The 21,126-nt window shown below is 33.9% G+C and carries 21 protein-coding genes; 5 read left to right on the forward strand and 16 right to left on the reverse strand.

Going from position 1 to position 21,126, the window contains the following annotated elements:
- Positions 1-134 precede the first annotated feature (134 nt).
- On the forward strand, positions 135-479 hold the full coding sequence (locus tag MV589_RS02875) for a TraR/DksA family transcriptional regulator (protein ID WP_297431860.1): 345 nt from the start codon (positions 135-137) through the stop codon (positions 477-479).
- Position 480: 1 nt separating this feature from the next.
- Here the strand turns inward: MV589_RS02875 and MV589_RS02880 are convergent, their stop codons facing one another.
- From MV589_RS02880 to MV589_RS02890, 3 genes are read right to left on the reverse strand one after another with little or no spacing between them, the layout of a single operon-like run.
- Positions 481-1,401 (reverse strand): manganese-dependent inorganic pyrophosphatase, encoded by a 921-nt coding sequence (locus tag MV589_RS02880; protein ID WP_297431862.1) that lies wholly within the window; start codon positions 1,399-1,401, stop codon positions 481-483.
- A gap of 48 nt (positions 1,402-1,449) precedes the next feature.
- Positions 1,450-4,275 (reverse strand): excinuclease ABC subunit UvrA, encoded by a 2,826-nt coding sequence (gene uvrA / locus MV589_RS02885; protein ID WP_297431864.1) that lies wholly within the window; start codon positions 4,273-4,275, stop codon positions 1,450-1,452.
- On the reverse strand, positions 4,276-5,010 hold the full coding sequence (locus MV589_RS02890; RefSeq protein ID WP_297431866.1) for a sulfite exporter TauE/SafE family protein: 735 nt from the start codon (positions 5,008-5,010) through the stop codon (positions 4,276-4,278).
- A gap of 96 nt (positions 5,011-5,106) precedes the next feature.
- Between MV589_RS02890 and MV589_RS02895 the strand changes: the two genes are divergently transcribed.
- From MV589_RS02895 to MV589_RS02905, 3 genes are read left to right on the forward strand one after another with little or no spacing between them, the layout of a single operon-like run.
- Entirely contained in the window at positions 5,107-5,559 is a 453-nt protein-coding gene (locus tag MV589_RS02895) for a chemotaxis protein CheX (protein ID WP_297431867.1), read from the forward strand.
- Positions 5,552-5,866, forward strand: a complete 315-nt coding sequence (gene fliN, locus MV589_RS02900) for a flagellar motor switch protein FliN (RefSeq protein WP_297431869.1) — start codon at positions 5,552-5,554, stop codon at positions 5,864-5,866. Before MV589_RS02895 ends, fliN begins: the two co-directional genes overlap by 8 nt.
- Complete coding sequence (locus MV589_RS02905) at positions 5,863-6,792, forward strand: hypothetical protein (protein WP_297431871.1); 930 nt, start codon at positions 5,863-5,865, stop codon at positions 6,790-6,792. The genes fliN and MV589_RS02905 overlap by 4 nt, the downstream gene beginning before the upstream one ends.
- Before the next feature lie 8 nt (positions 6,793-6,800).
- On the opposite strand, the gene MV589_RS02910 is transcribed toward MV589_RS02905, so the two are convergent.
- The 9 genes from MV589_RS02910 to gltB form a co-directional block, all read right to left on the reverse strand.
- A complete protein-coding gene (locus MV589_RS02910) occupies positions 6,801-7,943 on the reverse strand; it encodes a hypothetical protein (protein ID WP_297431873.1) in 1,143 nt (380 codons plus the stop codon).
- Complete coding sequence (gene dusB / locus MV589_RS02915) at positions 7,943-8,896, reverse strand: tRNA dihydrouridine synthase DusB (protein ID WP_297431875.1); 954 nt, start codon at positions 8,894-8,896, stop codon at positions 7,943-7,945. Before dusB ends, MV589_RS02910 begins: the two co-directional genes overlap by 1 nt.
- Before the next feature lie 9 nt (positions 8,897-8,905).
- On the reverse strand, positions 8,906-9,925 hold the full coding sequence (locus MV589_RS02920; protein WP_297431876.1) for a hypothetical protein: 1,020 nt from the start codon (positions 9,923-9,925) through the stop codon (positions 8,906-8,908).
- A 12-nt stretch (positions 9,926-9,937) separates the two neighbouring features.
- Positions 9,938-10,288, reverse strand: a complete 351-nt coding sequence (dksA, locus tag MV589_RS02925; RefSeq protein ID WP_297431878.1) for an RNA polymerase-binding protein DksA — start codon at positions 10,286-10,288, stop codon at positions 9,938-9,940.
- Positions 10,289-10,300: 12 nt separating this feature from the next.
- Positions 10,301-10,759 carry a 23S rRNA (pseudouridine(1915)-N(3))-methyltransferase RlmH gene (locus tag MV589_RS02930; protein ID WP_297431881.1) on the reverse strand — a complete coding sequence of 153 codons (459 nt, stop codon included), beginning with the start codon at positions 10,757-10,759 and terminating at the stop codon, positions 10,301-10,303.
- Positions 10,756-11,319 (reverse strand): thiamine phosphate synthase, encoded by a 564-nt coding sequence (locus tag MV589_RS02935; RefSeq protein ID WP_297431882.1) that lies wholly within the window; start codon positions 11,317-11,319, stop codon positions 10,756-10,758. Before MV589_RS02935 ends, MV589_RS02930 begins: the two co-directional genes overlap by 4 nt.
- Positions 11,320-11,322: 3 nt before the next feature.
- Positions 11,323-12,168: an acetyl-CoA carboxylase, carboxyltransferase subunit beta gene (accD, locus tag MV589_RS02940; protein WP_297431884.1), complete on the reverse strand. Its 846-nt coding sequence runs from the start codon at positions 12,166-12,168 to the stop codon at positions 11,323-11,325.
- Between the two features lie 126 nt (positions 12,169-12,294).
- Positions 12,295-13,680 carry a glutamate synthase subunit beta gene (locus tag MV589_RS02945; RefSeq protein WP_297431886.1) on the reverse strand — a complete coding sequence of 462 codons (1,386 nt, stop codon included), beginning with the start codon at positions 13,678-13,680 and terminating at the stop codon, positions 12,295-12,297.
- Between the two features lie 2 nt (positions 13,681-13,682).
- Complete coding sequence (gltB, locus tag MV589_RS02950) at positions 13,683-18,122, reverse strand: glutamate synthase large subunit (protein WP_297431888.1); 4,440 nt, start codon at positions 18,120-18,122, stop codon at positions 13,683-13,685.
- Positions 18,123-18,302: 180 nt separating this feature from the next.
- On the opposite strand from gltB, the gene recO reads away from it, so the two are divergent.
- Entirely contained in the window at positions 18,303-18,920 is a 618-nt protein-coding gene (gene recO, locus MV589_RS02955) for a recombination protein RecO (protein WP_297431889.1), read from the forward strand.
- On the opposite strand, the gene MV589_RS02960 is transcribed toward recO, so the two are convergent.
- The 4 genes from MV589_RS02960 to MV589_RS02975 are packed head-to-tail and all read right to left on the reverse strand — an operon-like array spanning position 18,915 to position 21,072.
- Positions 18,915-19,523: a 3-methyladenine DNA glycosylase gene (locus MV589_RS02960; protein WP_297431890.1), complete on the reverse strand. Its 609-nt coding sequence runs from the start codon at positions 19,521-19,523 to the stop codon at positions 18,915-18,917. The two genes, recO and MV589_RS02960, sit on opposite strands and share 6 nt — an antisense overlap.
- A gap of 1 nt (position 19,524) precedes the next feature.
- Positions 19,525-20,082, reverse strand: coding sequence for a class I SAM-dependent methyltransferase (locus MV589_RS02965; protein ID WP_297431892.1), 558 nt, complete (start codon positions 20,080-20,082; stop codon positions 19,525-19,527).
- Positions 20,083-20,140: 58 nt separating this feature from the next.
- The gene (locus tag MV589_RS02970; protein ID WP_297431894.1) at positions 20,141-20,854 is read right to left on the reverse strand and encodes an ATPase; all 714 of its coding nucleotides are present in this window, start codon (positions 20,852-20,854) and stop codon (positions 20,141-20,143) included.
- Positions 20,851-21,072 (reverse strand): hypothetical protein, encoded by a 222-nt coding sequence (locus MV589_RS02975; protein ID WP_297431896.1) that lies wholly within the window; start codon positions 21,070-21,072, stop codon positions 20,851-20,853. The genes MV589_RS02970 and MV589_RS02975 overlap by 4 nt, the downstream gene beginning before the upstream one ends.
- Positions 21,073-21,126 lie beyond the last annotated feature (54 nt).

Genomic DNA, 21,126 nt, shown 5'->3' on the forward strand with positions numbered 1-21,126 from the left:
AGATGCGAATAGAGGTAAATGGACAAGTGGCATCATTTGCAAAAATCCAAAAATTTATAGAACAGATTGAACCATTTGTAAAAACTCCAACGAAAAAGATTAAGCGTTACCTCTATAAAGAGTAGGAAAGAAAGATGACAACCCAAGAAAAAAAGATACTTAAAAATATTATGATTCAAGAGATAGATGCTCTTACCTTAGAGTTACAAAACATCGAAAAATCACTTAAGCCAATCAAAAAAGATTGCTCCTTAGACAGCATAGACCACAAAATGCTCAAACAGGATCAAAATGTCAATATTCAAAGATTTGAAGAGGCAAAAAAACGCTTAAATAGACTCAAATATGCCTTTTTAAAAGTTGATATAGAGGGGTACGGAGTTTGTAAAGAGTGTGAAGAAGATATAGCACTAGAACGCCTAAAACTCATTCCAGAATCACAATACTGTGTATCTTGTATGAATGAGTTAGGTTTATAGATTAAAACTGAGGTTGAACGAAAGGAATAACCTGTTTTTTACGACTAAGCACTTTATCTAACCATACTTTGTGGTCTTGAAGTTTTGTGTTAAACGCAGCTTCTATTTTACTCTCATCATCTGAGACGACAAGAAGTTTAGAACCCTCTTTCATTATGTCTGTAAGGAGTATGAGCACAGTATGTAAGCCATTTTCTTCTTTCATCTTTCTCATATCTTCTAAAAGTTCCTCTTCGCGAGGCTCAAGCACTGTTATGTCCACCATTTCAAGCTGACCTACTCCAACTTTTGTACCGTTCATATTGAACTCTTTGTAGTCTCTTGTGTTAAGGTCTCTTGCACTCGCACCATCTACTGCAGATTTTACAATAAACATCTCCATAGCAAGTTTTTTATAATCTTCTACACCTGCAATCTCTGCAAGCTCTTTTACCGCTTTTGTATCTACTTTTGTACACGTAGGAGATTTAAAGATGACAGTATCACTTAAAATCGCCATCATCATCATGCCGGCAATATTTTTAGGAATTTCTACACCGTAAGATTTATACATCTCATATACAACAGTATTTGAGCAGCCAATAGGTCTTATCCACGCTTCAAGTGGAGTATCTGTTGTTAAATCTCCAAGTTTGTGATGATCTGCTATACCTAAAATAGTCGCTTCATCAATATCATCTTGAAAGTGAATTTTATCGGTTGAATCGACGATAAAAACCTTTTCACCTGCTACAGAAGTTTTTAACATTGGAAGTTTTCCATCAAATTTATCTAAAATAAACTCTGTCTCAGCAGAGATGTCACCCTGACGCGCAGGAATATACTCTTCATTTTCTACTTGATTTTTTAAATAAGAGATAGAAATAGCCCCAACGATGGAGTCACTATCTGGATTTCTGTGTCCAAAAACATATACTGACATTATAAGCCTTTAAATTTTTTTTTGAAATTATACTATATTTTACTGCGTTTACTTATGCAGAGCCAACTCTTTTTCCAAATACTCACCTGTATAAGAGCCCGTCTTTTTATGCGAAGCCGCCAACTCTTCAGGCGAACCCTCTGCAATGATAAGTCCACCGCCGCTTCCGCCTTCTGGACCCATGTCGATGACATAGTCGGCATTTTTTATCATATCGAGATTATGCTCAATGATAAGCACAGAGTTTCCAAGCTCTACAAACTTATGCAGGACATTTGTAAGTCTGTCTACATCTGCAAAATGTAAGCCTGTTGTCGGCTCATCCAAAATGTAAAGCGTTTTTCCTGTATCTTTTCGGCTGAGTTCTTTTGAGAGTTTTATACGCTGTGCTTCTCCTCCTGAGAGTGTTACTGCGTTTTGACCGAGTGTAATGTAACCAAGTCCGACATCGACAAGTGTTTTCATCATCTGATGAATTTTTGGAATCGGTTTGAAAAACTCAAATGCCTCTTCTACACTCATGGCAAGTACATCAGCAATTGTTTTACCTTTATAAAAAACTTCCAAAGTCTGTTGATTATATCTCTTACCGCCACAAGAGTCACACTTCACCATAATATCAGGCAAGAAGTGCATCTCTATTTTGTTTTCACCCTCTCCCTGACACTTCTCACAACGCCCACCTTTAACATTAAAACTAAATCGTGAAGCTGTATAACCACGAATTTGGCTCTCTTTTGTCTGTGCAAAAAGATTACGTATTTCATCCATCACACCTGTGTAAGTTGCTGGGTTTGAGCGAGGTGTGCGCCCTATTGGACTTTGATCGAGGTAGATGACTTTATCTACATTCTCAAGTCCACTAATCTCTACACCGGCTACTTTATTTACTTTTCGTGCATGATTGAGCAGTTCTCTAGCAGTTGGCAAGAGTGTTTGAAGCATAAGTGAACTTTTTCCGCTTCCACTTACACCAGTGATACAGACAAAATTATTAAGTGGAATCTTTGCGTTTAAATTGTTAATATTATTTAATGTAACATTTTTAATCTCTATCCACTTCTCCTGCTTGCGTCTATAAAAATACTCTATTTTTTTGCGTCCATAAAGATAATCTGCGGTAAGTGTTTTCGCCTTTTTAAGTTTATCAAGCGTTCCACTAAAGACTACTTCACCACCAAATTTTCCTGCACCACTTCCTATATCTACAATAAAGTCTGCATTTTCTATAGTCTCTTTATCATGTTCAACCACTATTACAGAGTTGCCTTTTTCTTGTAAAGAACGAAGGGTACGAATAAGCTTTAATGTATCTCTCTCATGAAGCCCAATACTTGGCTCATCCAACACATATAAAACACCAGTCAAACCACTACCTATCTGTGAAGCAATGCGAATACGCTGTGCCTCTCCACCACTAATGGTACGAGCATCACGACCAAGTGTAATGTAGCCAAGTCCTACATCATACAAAAAGTAAAGACGTTCACGTATCTCATTGAGTATTGGTTCAGCAATCTGCTGGGATTGTGCATCAAAATATTCAAAATTCTCTTCATTGGCAAAGAAATCGTATGTTTTTGCTATGGGCATATCAAGTAACTCTGCTATACCCTTTCCTGCCACTTTAACAGCTAAAGATTCTCTCTTAAGACGATGTGCATCACAAACATCACACACCTTTTCACTCATATAATCAGCAAGCTCTTTTTCATCTTTTATCATGTCATAGGCAATACGAATAATCCCTGGAAAAATTCTTTTTACGGGATGTTTTTTCCACAAAAATTCTACTTCATCAATATTTCCATGCAAGATTGCTTTTTGCTGATATATAGGAAGTTCTGAGTATGGTATGGTCATATCTATCTCGTTATGTGCACAAAAACCTTTTAAAAAAGTAAAATAATACCCTTTGTTAAAACCATAAACAATCTTTACTGCACCTTTTTCAACACTCAAATCACTATCAATTATCTTATCAATATCAAGTGCATAACGAATACCAAGTCCATCACACTCTGGACACGCTCCTTTTGGAGAGTTAAAAGAGAAACTTAAAGGCTCTAACGGCTCAAAACTTATTTTACAATCAAAGCAAGCATTGTGTTCAGAGTAGTGAATATGCTCCTGCGTTTGCAACTCTTCGTGATTTAAAATATCTATTTCAAGTTCACCATAACTCTCTTTAAGAGCTTTTTCAACAGATGAAGCAATACGCTCTTTATTTTCAGGCTTTACAATCACCCTGTCCACAACTACTTTGATGGTATGTTTTTTCGTTTTAGATAGTTCTATCTCTTCATCGAGACGCACCATCACGCCATCTATCATCGCACGAACATAACCTTTATGTACCAAAGATTCTATTAGATCAGCATACGCACCTTTATTTTCACGAACAAGTGGTGCTAAAAGTACAAGCTTTGCACCCTCTGGTAATTTTTCCACTTCATTAATGATGTCTGAAGCAGACATTTGAGAAATAACCTTGCCACACTTATGACAATGTTGTACGCCTACACGGGCAAACAGAAGTCTAAAATAGTCGTAAATTTCTGTAATAGTTCCAACGGTTGAGCGAGGATTTTTAGAAGTTGTTTTTTGATCAATGGCAATGGCAGGAGTAAGCCCCTCTATTTTATCTACATCAGGCTTACCAACACGGTCAAGAAATTGTCTGGCATATGAGGACAAAGACTCCATATAACGACGCTGTCCCTCTGCATAAAGTGTGTCAAACGCAAGAGTAGATTTGCCACTTCCACTCAGTCCTGTCATAACAACAAGCTCATTTTTAGGAATAGTTAGGTTAATATTTTTTAGATTATTTTCTCTTGCACCTGTGATTTTTATAACATCTTTCTTTTTCATTTACACCCCAAAAATTTTATATGTTAGATATATTACTATTATTAGATAAAAAAACATTAACATTTTTTTCTGTAGTTTTACATCTAATCTATGTTTTAGATGTATACCTGCATAGACACCAAAGAGTGATGCTAAACCAATAATAACACCACTTTCATAATCTACATGCCCATGCATAGAGTGTGAAATCAAACCAGATACAGAAGAAAACACAACAAAAAAGAGACCTGCAGAGGTTGCATTTTTTAGTGGAACATGTAAAAACCCGACTAAAATAGGCACAAGAATAAGACTACCTCCTACTCCGATGGTCATACTAATAGCACCAATAACAAAGCCTATAATAAAAAGAAGAATCTTATGCACTTCTTTTCTCTCTTGCGAAACATGTGTTGTCATAAAAAGCCGTAACAAAGCAAAAATAGCAAAAAGTAAAAATATAATCTGCAGAGTTGTATCACTAAAGAATGAGGTAATGCTTCCACTAAGCAAAGCACCACTAAAGCCGCCAGCACCAATAGTGAGTACCATTATAACATCTAAGGTACCTTTTTTATTATTAAGATAACTACCATAGACTGAACTAAAAACCATCTGCACAACAGAGATACCTATGGCAATTTTAGTATCATAACCAAACATAAGCAGTAGAGGTACTAAAATAGTTCCACCACCAATGCCAAAAAGCCCAGAGAGTAGACCTACTACAAGACCAAGAAAGATAAGTTCAAACATAGTTATCCAAAATTTTTTTGAAATTGTACCCTAATATCCATAAGAGTTTAATTTTAGTTTGTGTTAGCTTCAAGTATAATCTATCAAGTATAATCTATGAACCATAAAGAAGTAGGTATAGTAATGATAAACAGTATTGAAGCTGCGGCAAAAAATTTTTGTACACATCAGTTGGGTATGGAGTGCCACAATATAGAAAAATATGATGGGGTGAGAACATTTATTGCTTATATTGATATAGTTGTTAGTAATAGTGACAAGTACAGAGTCTTTATAGCTGCAAATGAAGCTTTTATGCAGAGTGTAGCTACACTTTTTTTAGAAGAAGAGAAAAGTGATGAAGAGACCCTGCAAGATATGACGCTAGAAACTGCAAATTTGATTATTGGGAGTGCCAAGGTACTTGCAGAAGAATCAGAAAATCCGTATGATATAGGAACACCCTCTTTTGAAGGTATTGCTGCGTTTAACATAAATTATGATGAAATAGTTATTCTCTCAAATGCAGCCAGTGAGCTTATCATCGCCGTTAAGGAATTAGATGTCTGAGAAAAAAGAGTTTGATATGGAAAAAGAGTTGTCATGGATGGATTATTCTGGTATTTTAGATATGGAAGTGGAGTTTGTAGCAGATTTGGGTGAGACAAATTTAACTGTAAAAGAGATTTTAAAACTTGAAAAAAGTTCCATAATCGACTTGAAAAAACCGGCTGGTGAGAGTGTTGAATCTTATGTAAATGGCAGAATACTAGGAAAAGGTGAAGTTATGGTTTATGAAAAAAACCTTGCTATTCGTATAAACGAAGTGCTAGATTCAAGTGCTGTTTTATACTACCTATCTAAAGAGAGATTATGATAAAAATATTTTTATTACTGATGTTACCACTGTTTCTTTTTGCTTCAAAAATCTTAAGTTACAATGTATATGACAGAACAGACAGAACTGATATTATGATTACTTTTGACACTCCTTTTCAAGGGGTCATAAAAGAAAAATCAACAGCATCAAAAATAGTTCTTACACTTAGTGATGTTAGCATTGAGTCACCGAAATTAAAAAAAGTTTCTTCTAAATACATTAGAACACTTTCAATCATACCTCTCAATAATGCCACACAAATAGTAGCAAGCATAACAAATTCTGGAGTACATCTTTCAGCATCGAAGACAACAGATGGATATGGCTTAAGACTTAGATTTTCATCAAAAGGGACAACTGCAAAAGAGACAACAGAACAGGAAGCTCAAAATTCACTTTCAATGCTACCAACGAAGAAAGGTCCAGATATTTCAAATAGCTACTACATAGTTATTAGCATTATGCTCCTAGGTGTCTTTATTTTACTCTATCTCAAGAAAAAAGTACAAGCAAAACAAGTGACTCCAAAAAAAGTAAAAAAGGCAGCATGGCTGTTTGAATCTACAAATAAAGCTCCAAAAAAGAGTCAAGAGACACAAGAAAATGAAAGTAATAATAATGTGACTATAAGATTTCAAAAAGCTATTGATGGAGATAATAGTGTTGTAATGCTAGACTTTGGTCCACAAAGTTATCTTGTTTTAATGGGAAAAAGCAATATTTTACTTGATAAGTTTACAGATGAAAAGCCATCTTCTCAACAAGATTTTGAATCAATTCTTCAAAGTCGGCACGAAGAGTTAGAGTCTTTTCTCTCTACTACACCCTCTACACCAAATAACAATCTAAAAGAGAAAAATCAAGAGCCACTCCAAGCATATAAAGAGAGAGCAGCAACGCTACTCTATAGTGATAACCAGTAGATAAGAAGTTACTTCTTACTACGTTGGTAATTCTCTTTAAGCAGTTTTTTTATAGTTTTAATATTCGCTGCGTTTAACTCATATTTTTCATCCATCAATTTATTGATATGAAATACCTCTGTAACAGTAATACCATAAGGATCTTTTTTCTCTTTTTGCAGTTTACCAGCATCATTAAAACTATAGAGGTAGAGTCGTTTTCTATTTGTTTGAATGTAGTATGTAACTACAATTTCATCAGAATGTTTTTTTTCTAAAGCTATAACTACACGCTGATTTTCATCATATTCATCATCTTGAATCTGTAGTATATTTTTCACATATTTTACGGCAATAAATCCAACATAAAATTTATTGTATAAATCATGATACCTTTGAATATTTTCATTCATTAAAAACTTCATATCTATAATATGGTTTTTATGCCCTCTGAGTGATTTTGTGATCCAACTCATTGTGTTATAATACCTAAAAGGATGTAATTTAAGCATATGTGCTTCAATCATCTTTTTAGATTTTATTTTCTCTTTTGGCAAAAGTTTTCGCTTCTTTAAAGTTGTAATATACTCAAAAACTTTAGAGGCAGAAAACTCTTTTGTAAACCATACTTTACAATATGATGGAAACTGTTTTGCTCCAGTAGCACCCTCATTCAATATAATAAGCGCCTTAATGGTATAGTTTGGAAATATTGTCTCAAGCAGTGCATATTTTTTTCTCAAGCGTCTACGTAGTTTCAATACTGATTTAACAAGTGTCATCTCTACAAAATAAAGTTCATTGTTTTTTGTAATAAACATAGCATCAAATTCACTGATTTCTCTACTTTTCGTTCGATAAACTATCTGTTCTTTCTCACTTATTGAGAGCGTATTTGCATAAGCTTTATGTCTGTTTTGATGAAAACCTTTAAGTATGAATTTATCAATATCTTCATTAGTCTCAGCATAACGCAGTAGTTTTTCATAAACAAAATTTTCATACACTTCACCTTCAAATGAACGATAAGAACTTAAATATGCAGGATCATCTAGCTCTATTCCTTTTTCAACAAGAGAAAGCAAATGCCTTGTATTATAATCATAATGTAAGAGATTATCTGAAATGTCATCTGTTTGAAGATTTTTAATTGATTTACTTATTTCCAACATTACAGTGTCATCTCACCATTTTTAAAAAACTCATCAATAACATCTCTATATTGCTCAATATTGTCAATAGAATTTACTTGATTTCTAAGTGCAGATGCACCTCTGTAGCCTTTTGAATAAGTATGTGTATGTTTTCTAAACATCGGCACCCCATGTGTTCCATAAAAGTCAATCATTTTATCAAAATGTTCCATAATAATTTCATGCTTAAGTTTTTGATCGACATACGCTTCACCACTACGGAGTTGATGAAATATCCATGGAGCACCAACAGCACCACGACCTATCATCACACCATCTGCTCCAGTATGTTCAAGTACCCATTTTGCTTTTTCATACGAATCTATATCACCATTAGCAATAACAGGAATACTCACTGCTTCTTTTATCTCTTTTATAGCATCATAATCAACTGCAGCCTTAAATTTTCCAGCACGGGTTCTTCCATGAACAGCTAAAAAATCAGCTCCACTATCTTCAACCATTTTTGCAATATCAATATGATTTTTTTCTTCAAAACCCAAGCGTATCTTTACACTTGTAAGATTTTTATTTGAAGTATCTTTTATAGTTTTTATAATTGCACCCATTAGAGGTAAATCAAGTAAGAGAGAACTTCCACTTCCATGTCCAACAACTTTAGGAACAGGACATCCACAATTCAAATCAATAACATCTATACCATCTTGTTCATTTAAAAGTTCAACTGCTCTACGAACAATATCTACATCAGCACCAGCGATTTGGACAGAATATGGATTTTCAAGAGGAGATTTTTGAAGCATATGAAGAGTTTTTTCTGATCCATGAGCTAAAGCATTTGAACTTAGCATTTCACTCACAGTCAAATCAGCACCAAATTTTTTTACGACACTCCTAAAAGGAAGATCTGTAAAACCAGCTAATGGTGCTAAGACATATACTGGTTTATCAAAACAGATTGTATCATTCATCAAGATTAACTATACAAAAATATCAATATTAAAGTTTTTACCACACTCTTTTAGAGCACGATAGGCTTTAAAGTTTTGATACTCATCTTTTTGTGAATTATCTAAAATTGCATCTGCAGGTGAATGCATACCTAAATCATAAAGAGTGAAAATATAAGCATCAATTGCATCTTCATTCTTCTCAGAAAGTACTTCAAAAAGTTTAATTCTATCTTCTGGAATCATATGTGCATTTGCAAGTTGCATAGAAAGCTGAATAAAATCTTTTTTATCTAGTTGCACATTCTCAACAAGAGAGACTAAATCTTCATTAGGAATATGTAAACTATTTTCATCAGCATTAATTCTTGAAAGAATAGTATTTAGAGTCTCTTTTGTAAGATAGACTTTATATTTTTCAATATTTGCTAAAGGAGCTGTTTTTATATATTCTAAATATACTTCTTTACGTAAATCTTCACTATATTTTTCTTCATTAGATAAAATATCTTCTGCTTTCAGGTCACCCTTTTTAAACATATTTCTTGTATTTTGAATAACTAATTCATTATCACTACGAAGATTAAAACGTTTTAAATCTGCAACTTCACCACTCTTAATAGTTTCTATTGCATCTATAACTTTTTCTATCTTTTCATTTTTAATTTTACCTCTAACATCACCCTTAGGATAAATAATACTATTTTCTAGAAGAGTACCTAATAACTTGTATCTTGCAGTTTTAAAGGTATAGTGTCTCTCCTGTTTACCAAGATATGTATCCGCAATTTCATCAATGATTTTTTCATAATCTTTATCATATTTACGTAGTCTAAAGTTTCCTAACATAGAATAAATTGCCATATGTGCAACACTTGCTAGATATAGCACAACAAGAGGTAACACAACCCATAGCGCTACCGAAAGTGATGGTAAAGGAACACCAAAGAAATCTATATTCACAGTCGTCTGCGTAACATACGCATATACATACCAACCAACTAAAGCTATCCATATAAACGCAGCTATCGTATATCTTTTTAAATACATTTTAAGTCCTTCTTAATTAGATTTTTCTACAATTTCTCTACAATCAATACAGTAAATTGCATGAGGTTTTACCTTTAATCTCTGAAAACCTATATCATCTTCACACATTTCACAAACACCATATCCACCATTAACAATTTTCAATAGTGCTTTTTTAATCTCTTTTAACTCTTGCGTTTGTTGTTCATAAATAGCACTTTCAACCATTGAATTGTTATTTACAGATGCATGATCACCCTCATCTTTTAAATCTAAGTTACTTAACTCGTTCAACTCAACATTTACACTACTCAGATTAGTCTCTATCTGTTTTTTACGACTCTCTAAAATTTCTTTAAAATAATTTAACTCACTTGCTTGCACGTACACTTCCCTTTATTTATGATATGGATGGTTACTTAATATAGAAAAAGCCCTATATATTTGTTCTAATAAAACTGCTTTTGCAATTTTATGACTCATTGTTATTTTTCCTAGGCTTATAACAGCATTACTCTTTTGTAAAAATTTATCTTCAAAGCCATACGCACCACCAATAAAAAACTTTACATTCATTTTATCATTTATTAACTTACTAAATTCAAAACTATCTACAAGTTTTCCATTTGGATGCAAAGTTATACAGAAATCTTTCCCAATATAAGCTTCTAAAGCCTTTGTATATGCTTTTTGAGAAGCTTCTGGGGATATTGTGTGTGCTTTTGTTACATCTTTTGTAAAAATCTCTCTATCTGTAACATTAGCAAAACGGCTAATCATCTTTGTTAAATCTTTATAAAGAGGATCATAAATCGTCTTTTCTTTTTTTGCAATTGACACAATTTCTATATTCATAAAAGTAATCCACTACCAATCACATTATAAGTAACATTTTCAAAGTCATCATTTAATTTAACGCCACCAATTGCAGCAACTAAATGTTTTGAATGCGCAGCAATTTTATCTAATTGGTTACCTAAAACAGACGTAATATCTGTTTTTGTTGCTGTATTCCTAAATGCACCAAGACCAATGTAGTTTAAATCCATTTTATTTGCTTCGAGTACTTCTTCTTCATTATGAGTGGAAATACCAAGAATTTTATCTTCATTTATAACAGAGCGTAAAATAGCGACTGCCTTATGAATATCAGAATCAATCTCTAGCAAATCTTCCTGTCCCATATGAACACCATCACAATACTCGGCGAGTTCATAAGCGTCATTTATGATTAAAAAACCCTCAAACTGCTTTCTTATAGCGATTAACTGCTCTTTCATAAATGCAATATCACCATTTTTATTGCGATACTGAATAATTTCTGCGTTTTGTGTTTTTGCTATATCTACAAATTCATCTATAGATATACCATTTTTATCAAGTATATCCTGATCACAAAGCGCATAAAGTTTCATCAATTAATCTTTTTTAAAAAATGCCAATAAATCTGAAAGCGTCTGTTTTAAGTTATTTCTATTAACTATCATATCTATAGAACCATGTTCTAATAAAAATTCAGCTCTTTGAAAACCATCGGGAAGTTCAGAACCAATAGTCTGCTCAATTACACGCTGTCCAGCAAATCCAACCAATGCACCCGGTTCAGCAATGATAATATCTCCAAGGTTAGCAAAAGAGGCACTAACTCCACCCATAGTAGGGTCAGTAAGTACCGAAATAAATGGTAAGTTATGATTTGCAAGTTTTGCAAGAGCTGCAGAAGTTTTACTCATTTGAAGCAGTGAAAAAGTTGACTCTTGCATTCTAGCACCGCCAGATGCACTTAAAATAATAAGACCTTGTTTTTTCTCAATTGCACGCTCAGCAGCACGAACAATTTTTTCACCTTCGACAGAACCAAGGCTTCCACCCATAAAAGCAAAGTCAAAAATCACAAGTTGTACATCTACGCCGTTCATTTTACATTCACCACTCACAACAGAAGATTTTCTTCCTGTTTTGGCGTATGCCTCTTCAATTCTTTTTTTATAAGGTTTTTTATCTACAAACTTAATTGGATCAACTGGTTCTAAAGTTGCATCATACTCAACAAAAGTTCCCTCATCTGCCAATAATTTCAGTCTTTTGTCAACACCAATACGAATATGAAAACCACATTTTGGACAAACATAATTCTGATGTTCTACCTCTTTATAGTACATCAAAGAGTGGCATGATTTACACTTAATCCAATGTGAACCAGCTTCTGCTTTTTCAGGTTGTTTTGTTTCAAATGTTTTTGTAAAAATATTTAATAAATTCAAAAAAAATCCTTCAATAATATATATCTGCTATATTATATCAAATTAATATTAATTTTAATGATTTTTTTGCACGTAGAAGAAAAAAACTAGATTCATCTGTAAAAAACAGACAAATCTAGCAGAAATTTATTTTAATAATGAAGTAATAATGCTTCTTGCAGCCTCACGACCATCAAACGCAGCAGTAACAACTAAATCAGCACCACGGTAACAATCTCCACCGGCATAAATACCAGAAGTAGATGTTTCATGTGTCTCTTCATTAACAACAATCCCACCCCATGAATTTGTCTCAATTCCATTTTCTGCTAAGAAAGATGGAATAACAGGATCAAATCCAAGTGACATTATAACAACATCAGCATTAACTCTATACTCTGAATTTTTCACCTCTTCCATACGTTGACGACCTGACTCATCTTTTGCACCAAGCGTTGTTTTTACAACTTCAACTGCAATAGCTTTTCCATCATCATTTAACACAATCTCTTTTGGAGAGACCAAAAATGTAAAGTCAACACCCTCTTCCATTGCATTTTTGTACTCTTTCTTACTTCCTGGCATATTATACTCATCACGACGATATAAACAAGTGACAGATTTCGCGCCCTCACGCTTTGCAGTTCTTAAACAGTCCATAGCAGTATCACCACCACCCACTACAACTACATTTAAGTCTTTGAAATCAAATTTCTTTTCATAAGAGAGCTTAAAGTTTTTTCTTTGAATATTTGTTAAATAGTCCATCGCTTTATATACATTTGAACTATTTTCCCCTGCAATTCTAGCACTCTTTGCTTTTGTCGCACCAACACCAATAAAAATAGCATCATGCTCATCTGCAATAGTTGCAAAATCAACATCATTTCCAACTTCACAATTGAGTACAAGTTTCATACCTGCTTCTTCAAGTAATTTTACACGTCTATCAACCACTTTTTTGTCAAGCTTAAAGTTTGGAATACCATATGTTAAAAGTCCACCGGCACGGTCACTTCTTTCATACATAGTTACCGCTATTCCTGAACGCAAAAGATATGTTGCAGCTGATAATCCCGCAGGACCACTTCCAATGATAGCTACTTTTTTATCTGTTGTAATCCCTGGAAAATCTGGTGTAAGCCCAGCTTTAAAACCAGCTTCTGTAATATGTGTTTCAACAGAACCAATAGTAATAGCACCATGACCATCATTGAGTGTACAATCACCCTCACAAAGTCTATCGTGTGGGCAAACTCTTCCCATAACTTCAGGAAAAGGTGAAGGTTCATTTGAGAGTTTAAAAGCAAACTCCAAATCTTTCTCTGAAATAGATTTTAACCATTGAGGAATATAGTTATGCAAAGGACATTTATTGAGACAAAATGGATCACCACATTGGATACATCTATCACTCTGCGTTGCAGCATCACCACCATCGAACACCTCATAAATCTCACCAAAATCTTTTACTCTCTCTACTACCAATCTTTTCGAAGGCTCTATTCTTTCAGTATTTAAATATTCTCTCATTATTAGTCTCCATTCTCTAGGTTAAGAGGTAGTTTTGTTAAATTTTTTGGTTTAACAAGCCAGAAGTTTCTCACTTCTACTCTAAAGTTTTCAAGCAGTTCTTGCGCTTTTTTACTTTGTGTTTCTACTACATAATCTTTCAGTAGGCGTTTGAGATAGTGTCTCGCTTCATCACCTTCATCTGTGTCAATTCTTACAGCTTCGACAAGTTCATGATTTACATTTTCAACAAATTCATGCTCTTTATCGTAAACAAAACTAACACCACCAGTCATACCAGCACCGAAGTTAATACCTGTTTTACCAAGAATAACAACAACACCGCCAGTCATATATTCACAAGCATTGTCTCCTGTTCCCTCAACGATAGCAAATGCTCCAGAGTTACGAACAGCAAAACGCTCACCAACACTTCCAGAAATATAAAGCTTACCACCTGTTGCACCATAAAGACAAGTATTACCACCAGCAGAGAACTCTTCACCCTCATTTTGTGATGTAATGATGATTTTACCACCATGCATACCTTTTCCTATGTAGTCATTTGCTACACCTTCAAGATAGATAGAGATACCATTAATCAAAAATGCACCAAGTGCCTGCCCTGCAATACCTGATAAATTAATTTTTATTGTATCTGGTTTAAGTCCTGCATCTCCATAATATTCAGCTATTTCACCACTTACCAAAGTACCAAAACTTCTATGAATATTTTTAATTTCTCTCTTAATTCTAATAGGCTGATCTGGGCTTTTAATAGCTGTCATTGCCTCTTTGAGTACATCTTTTTCAAATGCATTGTCATCAAAAGGAGGATTAAATTGTTGTTGATGCGTATTTACACCCTCTTCTTTATGTAAAATAGAAGAGAAGTCAAATTTTTTCGCAAATGCATCATCTTTTACTTTTAAAACATCTACATGACCTATCATCTCTTGCATTGTTCTAAATCCAAGTTCGGCCATAATTGCTCTTACATCTTCTGCAAGATATGTAAAGAAATTAATTACCTGCTCAACTTGACCTTTAAAAAATTCACTACGAAGTTTCTCATTTTGTGTTGCAATTCCCACTGTACATTTGTTTACATGGCAAATACGAAGCATTTTACAACCAACAATCGTAAGAACACCTGTACCAAAAGCGTAACTCTCAGCACCAAGAAGTGCCGCTTTTACAATATCTAGTCCAGTCTTCAATCCACCATCAGTTTGAAGCTCAACAAGTCCTCTTAAGTTATTTGCTTTAAGTGCATTGTGTGCCTCACTCAAGCCAATTTCCCATGGATTTCCTGCAAATTTTATAGAAGTAAGTGGAGCAGCACCTGTACCACCATCACCACCTGAAATAATAATTTTGTCAGCATACGCTTTTGCAACACCTGCTGCAATTGTTCCAACACCCATAGTAGAAACAAGTTTTACAGCAACTCTTGCTTTAGGATTAATCTGCTTCATATCAAAGATGAGTTGTGCCAAATCTTCAATAGAGTAAATATCATGATGTGGTGGTGGTGAAATAAGCGTAACACCAGGAACAGTATGACGAAGCTTACCAATAAGCGGCGTAACTTTATGTCCAGGAAGTTGTCCACCCTCACCCGGTTTTGCACCCTGAGCAACTTTAATCTGAATCTCTTCAGCAGAACGAAGGTATGCAGGAGTAACTCCAAAACGACCAGATGCGACCTGTTTAATTTTTGAAACTCTCTCAGTTCCAAAACGGGCTTTATCTTCCCCACCTTCTCCTGAGTTTGATTGTGCTCCAATTCTATTCATCGCAGTAGCAATAGTTTCATGTGCTTCAGGAGAGATAGAACCAAGACTCATCGCAGCTGACGCAAAGCGTTTAAATATCTCTTCTTTTGGCTCTACTTCTGAAATGTCAATAGATTTTTTACCTGAATCAAATTCAAAGAAATCACGAATAAATTTCAATCCACGACTGTTAACCGTATTTTTAAGTCTATCAAAATTCTCTTGTGTAGGTTTTTTACTTACAGCATGAATAGCATGTATAACAGCAGGACCAAAATCGTGATGCTCTTGTCCTGTATAAAATTTATAGTAACCACCAATGTTTAATGGAAAGATTTTGTTAAAACCACTTGTATCAAATGCATCTTTATGTGTTTTATCTAATCTTTCATCTAAATCTTCATAAGTTAAACCACTAAGTGTTGCGTTTGATGCTTCAAAACACTCTTGTACAACATCTTTATGTAAGCCAAGAACATCAAAAAGTGCAGAGTTTCTATATGAAGCAATAGTAGAAATACCCATTTTTGACATAATTTTCAAAAGTCCACTGTTTAATGCAGTATGTACTGATTTATATGCGTCTGCACAATCTAAGTTTATAGTTTTAGATCTTTCTAACTGCGTCGAAACTGTTGCAAAAAGTAAATATGGATAGATAGCACTTGCGCCATACCCTATAAGAACTGCTGCACTATGAGAATCTACAACTTCACCAGTTACAGCAATCATAGAGATTAAATGACGAATATTTTCTTCCAAAAGAGCTGTATTTAAGCGCCCAACTGCTAATGCCATTGGAATAACTTTATGCTCTTTATCTAAAGCGCTGTCATCTAAAATAATAATACGACTTCCATCATTTTTAACAGAGTCAATCACCTTTTCAACTAAAGCATCAAGTGAAGCTTTTAAATCTGATTTATATGCCGTAGAAAATGTAGAGTTTTTATAAAAATCTTGGTATCTTGGAGATTTTACATCACCAAAAGATTTTAATACTACTAATTTTTCTCTAGTAATAATAGGAGAGATAGATTTTAATCTTTGTGCATGCATTGGCACTTCATTAAGAATGTTGTGTACTTCACCAAAACCTGTATTTAAACTCATAACTACTTTTTCACGAATAGAGTCAATCGGCGGATTTGTAACTTGAGCAAATTTTTGTTTAAAAAAGTCTGTAAAATTTCTCTGTTTTTGAGAGAATGCTGCAAGTGGTGTATCATCACCCATAGAACCAACAGCCTCTTTAGACTCTTTTATCATTGGTTCAATCACCTGTTCAACTATCTCTTGAGTTATGTTAAAATATCTTTGTTTATGTACCATTGCATCAGTGTCAATTTCTACACAACTTACATATTGATTTTCAACATGCTCTTGCAAGTAAATCATATGCTCATTTAACCATTTCATATATGGATTAGAACTTTTTAGATAATCATCAATCTCATTTGTTTTAAGAAGCTTTCCAAATTTAAGGTCAAGTCCAAGCATTTCGCCTGATTGTAGGCGACCTCTCTCTTTGATGTCTTCTTCTGCAATATCAACCACACCATATTCACTGGCAATAAGCAGGTTATCATCTTTTGTGACAATATATTTTGAAGGACGCAGACCGTTTCTGTCGAGAACACAGCCAATATAGCGACCATCTGTTACAGAGAATGCAGCAGGTCCATCCCATGCTTCAAACACAGTAGAGTGATACTCATAAAATGCACGAAGTTCAGGATCCATATGTGGAGCATTTTGCCATGCTGGAGGAATAACTGCGCGAACAGCTTTAAAAAAGTCCATACCATTTACAATAAGAAATTCAAAGAAATTATCTGCCGAAGCTGAATCTGATGAACCTGGTTGTAAAATTGGAAGTAATCTTTTTATCTCTTCATCGCTGAAAACATCACTTTTAACAGACTCTGATTTTATAGATACATTAATACGGTTCGCTTCAACAGAGTTGATTTCACCGTTGTGAGCAACTGCACGAAACGGTTGTGCCAAACGCCATTCAGGGAGTGTATTTGTTGAAAATCTTTGGTGAAAAAGTGAAAAAGAGATTTTAAACTTTTCATCTTGTAAGTCTTTGTAAAACTCTTTAATATGAGTAGGCATTACAAGCCCTTTATAAGAGAGGACTTTAGAACTCATAGAAGCAATATAAAAAGCTCTATCATCTACTAATTTATGCTCTGTTTCTTTACGAGAAAGATAGAGTAAAGCATCAAATCTATTTGTTGCCATAATGGAGTTTGCAATAATAAAAACTTGAACAATATGTGGAAGAGAAGCTATAGCTTGGTCACCCAAAGCATTTTTATCTACTGGCACTTCACGTTTTAAAATAACTTTGAGGTCATTGTTACAACAAATTTTTTCAAGCGTATCTAAATGCTCTAAATCTTTTGTAAATATAGAAGCAACTGCAAACTGTGCAGGGAGTTCAACGCCCTCTTTTGCAGCCTCTTCTATCATAAACTCTGTAGGCATTGAGAGCAAAAGCCCACTTCCATCACCTGTCTTTCCATCAGCTGCGACAGCTCCACGATGCATCATACGCTCTAGTGCAGTAACTGCATCATTTAAAACCTTGTGTGAAGGTCTGTTTTTAATATTAGCAACAAGACCAAAACCACAGTTATCCTTGAAGGATCTTAACAAATCATGATGTTCAACCATTATAACTCCCAAATTTTTAAATTTTATATAAGAACTATATAAATTTAATCTCTTTTTAAAGAAACTTAGTCTATTTAGAGATAAAGCACGTATATTATATATTTTTTTACTTTAAATAAGGATAATAATAGTAGAATTTCTTATGAAAAATAAGCCAAGTGTGTATATAGGAAGCAATTAGTGCAAGGATATGTCATAAATCTCAACCGTGTAAAAGAGGAAGATTTAATAGTTACAATACTATCAAAAAATAACTTATACACGCTTTATAGATTTTATGGTGCACGCCATAGTGTAATAAATTTAGGCTTTAAAATCGACTTTGAACTAGAAGAGTCTGCCAAAGGAACTATTGCACGACTTAAAGATGTAATTCACATCGGTTACAAATGGATAAATGATTATAAACTACTGCGTTTATGGCAAGATTTCACTCTACTTTTTTATAAACACCTCAAAGACAGTGAAGATATTGGAACATTTTATTTTGATCTTTTAAACGCAGCGGAGCAAAATTGGGATAAACAGAATCCAAAAAGAGTGGCAATTGAAGCTTATGTGAAACTTCTTGAAAATGAAGGGAGACTCCACACTGAATTTTACTGCTTTTTATGCTCGCAAGCTATAAAAGAGGATGTTTCCCTCATCCGTGCTTTTTTACCTACGCACATAACATGTACCCACACCTTAGCCATCAGCAAAAATGCACTCAATGAACTCTACACAAATAAATCATCTCTCTTTTTAAATGATAAAGAGGTAGATAGACTCTGGAATATCATGATGGAAGGTTTATAGCAGTTCATTTTTATAGTGCTTATTGTACTCCACTATCATTCCATGAAACGCAGCAAATATCTCAAATAGTTCTGCTTTATTAAACTCTTTACGAAAATCAGACTCTAAAAACTCTTTATACTCTTCATATTTTTTAAATGAAACATCAAACTTTTTAAGTAATCTTTTTGTGTAACTATCTACCACCATCTCATCACGCAAACAGGCATAGCAGAGTATGGCATCAGCACTCTCCTCAGCTACTCCTTTTTGTGCCAAGAGCCAATCACGAGAAACCATCTTTTGAAATGCTTCAAAAGTGCCAAATTCATTTAAAATATTTGTACTAAGCATTAAAAGTCTCGGTGCTTTTTGATTGTAAAATCCACTCGGCTTTATCATCTCTTTTAAAGTGGCTTCATCTAAGTTGCTAAACGCAGTGAGTTCTAAAAAACCTTCTAAATTTTCAAGTGACTTTTCTACATTTTTCCAAGTAGTGTTTTGTGTCAAGATAGCACCAACAACCACTTCAAAACTGCCTGCGTTTGGCCACCACCATTTAGAGGAGTTTTCAAGTAACTTTTTAGATTTTAAAAACGCATATAACTCTTTTGAACTAATCATTTTAGCAAATAGGTTTTTGTGCCACCAAAGATGCTACACGTATCTTCTCACCTCGTAAGTTTACTTCATCTTTTTCTTCATAGTAAACAATATCAAGCCCAATAAAAGCATGTAAGAGTTCATTTTTTCTTAAAAGGTACTCAGGGTTTGCAGGATTATTAAAATCTCCATGAGCCACTATAAAAGTCTCAAATATCACAACCCCACCCTCTTTGAGTGCCTCTTTGATTTGAGGAAAAAAACGACGCTGTAAATAATTAATATTTATAATCAAATCATACTTTTTAGATGTTAATGTATACTCATCTAAATCTACTTCAATCTTATTTATTTTCTTATCTTCATCAATACATGAAAGTGCATAATCACTCAAATCAACCGCATCAACCATAAAACCTTTTTTAGCTAAAAAGTGTGTATTTCGCCCTGTTCCACATGCAATATCTAAAGCATTTCCAACAGTTGCTAAATCAATGTACTTTTCAACCAAAGGTTCAACATTCTTACGCATAGGCTTTTCAACATGACGCACATTCCAACGCTCTTTATCTTCTATCATTTTTCTCTCCTAAAAGTATGTGTAATTTTTCTACCATCAACCCCAACTCAAAAAATTATTATTTCACATTTAACAAATACTCTTCAACCCACACAGGCACAATTTCACTCTTAAATACAAACTCGTTTGCATTATCTACTTGTGCTATCCACAATCTTTCTTGTGATGAGTTATCAAAAATGTAAGCTCTGTTGGAATATTTCAAAGCTTCACTAAGTAGTTCTAGTGAGCGGTAGTAACGACTAACTATTTTTTCTTTAGGTACTGGATGTCCACCTTTCTTTACTCTGTTTTGAACACGAGATATATTTATAATAGGATCTTTAGTAGCTATAAAATAGAGATAAGTTCTATATCCTGCTTCTTGAGCCTTTTTTAAAAATTCCACTTTATCTCTTGATGACATAACCGTTTCAAATGTAAAAGATATTTTTACATTTAGAAGTTGATGACGGATAAAGTCAGCACATACTGAGGCATAGTAAGAGTTTACTACTATATTAAAAAAGTCTATTTTGTTATCTGAAAATTTTAAAAGAGAAACATCATCTAGTTCTAAAAGTGGATGGGCATTAAAAAACGATAAAACTTCACTCTCTTTGCCTACAATCTCATACTTGGATAAATCCAAAAAATCAAACTTTTTTATCTCTTTTTCTATCTCATCAGGGTTGATATACACACCAAGTAATTCTTTACTTATAATAGTATTAAGTGTACTTTTACCACTTCCATTTGGACCAGCGAACATCCTCAATCTTGGAGTATTCACTTTAATAAAACCTTTGAATTTATCTCCACATGTAAAGATGGCGCAACATCTTTAATCTTTCGTTTTGTTCCATCAGCAAATATTTCATAAATAGTGTCATTAATAACTTCTAAAACACTATCCCCAGATGCTAAAGTGTCAAGATACGCTTTTTGCATGGCACCTTTAGCTAGTAATGGTATAAACGCTTCTAAATTATCAAGTTCTGCATCTTTCATAAATTGACTCCTTTTACACTTATCATTTTATTTGTTTCATTATAGCAAAATTCA

It is taken from the genome of Sulfurimonas sp., assembly GCF_026991475.1.
Lineage (GTDB): Bacteria > Campylobacterota > Campylobacteria > Campylobacterales > Sulfurimonadaceae > Sulfurimonas.

Excerpts from the sequence above, each read along its gene's own strand:
- MV589_RS02875 (WP_297431860.1), top strand. The coding sequence starts at position 135 with ATGACAACCCAAGAAAAAAAGATACTTAAAAATATTATGATTCAAGAG.
- MV589_RS02880 (WP_297431862.1), bottom strand. The coding sequence starts at position 1,401 with ATGTCAGTATATGTTTTTGGACACAGAAATCCAGATAGTGACTCCATC.
- uvrA (WP_297431864.1), bottom strand. The coding sequence starts at position 4,275 with ATGAAAAAGAAAGATGTTATAAAAATCACAGGTGCAAGAGAAAATAAT.
- MV589_RS02890 (WP_297431866.1), bottom strand. The coding sequence starts at position 5,010 with ATGTTTGAACTTATCTTTCTTGGTCTTGTAGTAGGTCTACTCTCTGGG.
- MV589_RS02895 (WP_297431867.1), top strand. The coding sequence starts at position 5,107 with ATGAACCATAAAGAAGTAGGTATAGTAATGATAAACAGTATTGAAGCT.
- fliN (WP_297431869.1), top strand. The coding sequence starts at position 5,552 with ATGTCTGAGAAAAAAGAGTTTGATATGGAAAAAGAGTTGTCATGGATG.
- MV589_RS02905 (WP_297431871.1), top strand. The coding sequence starts at position 5,863 with ATGATAAAAATATTTTTATTACTGATGTTACCACTGTTTCTTTTTGCT.
- MV589_RS02910 (WP_297431873.1), bottom strand. The coding sequence starts at position 7,943 with ATGTTGGAAATAAGTAAATCAATTAAAAATCTTCAAACAGATGACATT.
- dusB (WP_297431875.1), bottom strand. The coding sequence starts at position 8,896 with ATGAATGATACAATCTGTTTTGATAAACCAGTATATGTCTTAGCACCA.
- MV589_RS02920 (WP_297431876.1), bottom strand. The coding sequence starts at position 9,925 with ATGTATTTAAAAAGATATACGATAGCTGCGTTTATATGGATAGCTTTA.
- MV589_RS02930 (WP_297431881.1), bottom strand. The coding sequence starts at position 10,759 with ATGAATATAGAAATTGTGTCAATTGCAAAAAAAGAAAAGACGATTTAT.
- MV589_RS02935 (WP_297431882.1), bottom strand. The coding sequence starts at position 11,319 with ATGAAACTTTATGCGCTTTGTGATCAGGATATACTTGATAAAAATGGT.
- MV589_RS02945 (WP_297431886.1), bottom strand. The coding sequence starts at position 13,680 with ATGAGAGAATATTTAAATACTGAAAGAATAGAGCCTTCGAAAAGATTG.
- gltB (WP_297431888.1), bottom strand. The coding sequence starts at position 18,122 with ATGGTTGAACATCATGATTTGTTAAGATCCTTCAAGGATAACTGTGGT.
- MV589_RS02960 (WP_297431890.1), bottom strand. The coding sequence starts at position 19,523 with ATGATTAGTTCAAAAGAGTTATATGCGTTTTTAAAATCTAAAAAGTTA.
- MV589_RS02965 (WP_297431892.1), bottom strand. The coding sequence starts at position 20,082 with ATGATAGAAGATAAAGAGCGTTGGAATGTGCGTCATGTTGAAAAGCCT.
- MV589_RS02975 (WP_297431896.1), bottom strand. The coding sequence starts at position 21,072 with ATGAAAGATGCAGAACTTGATAATTTAGAAGCGTTTATACCATTACTA.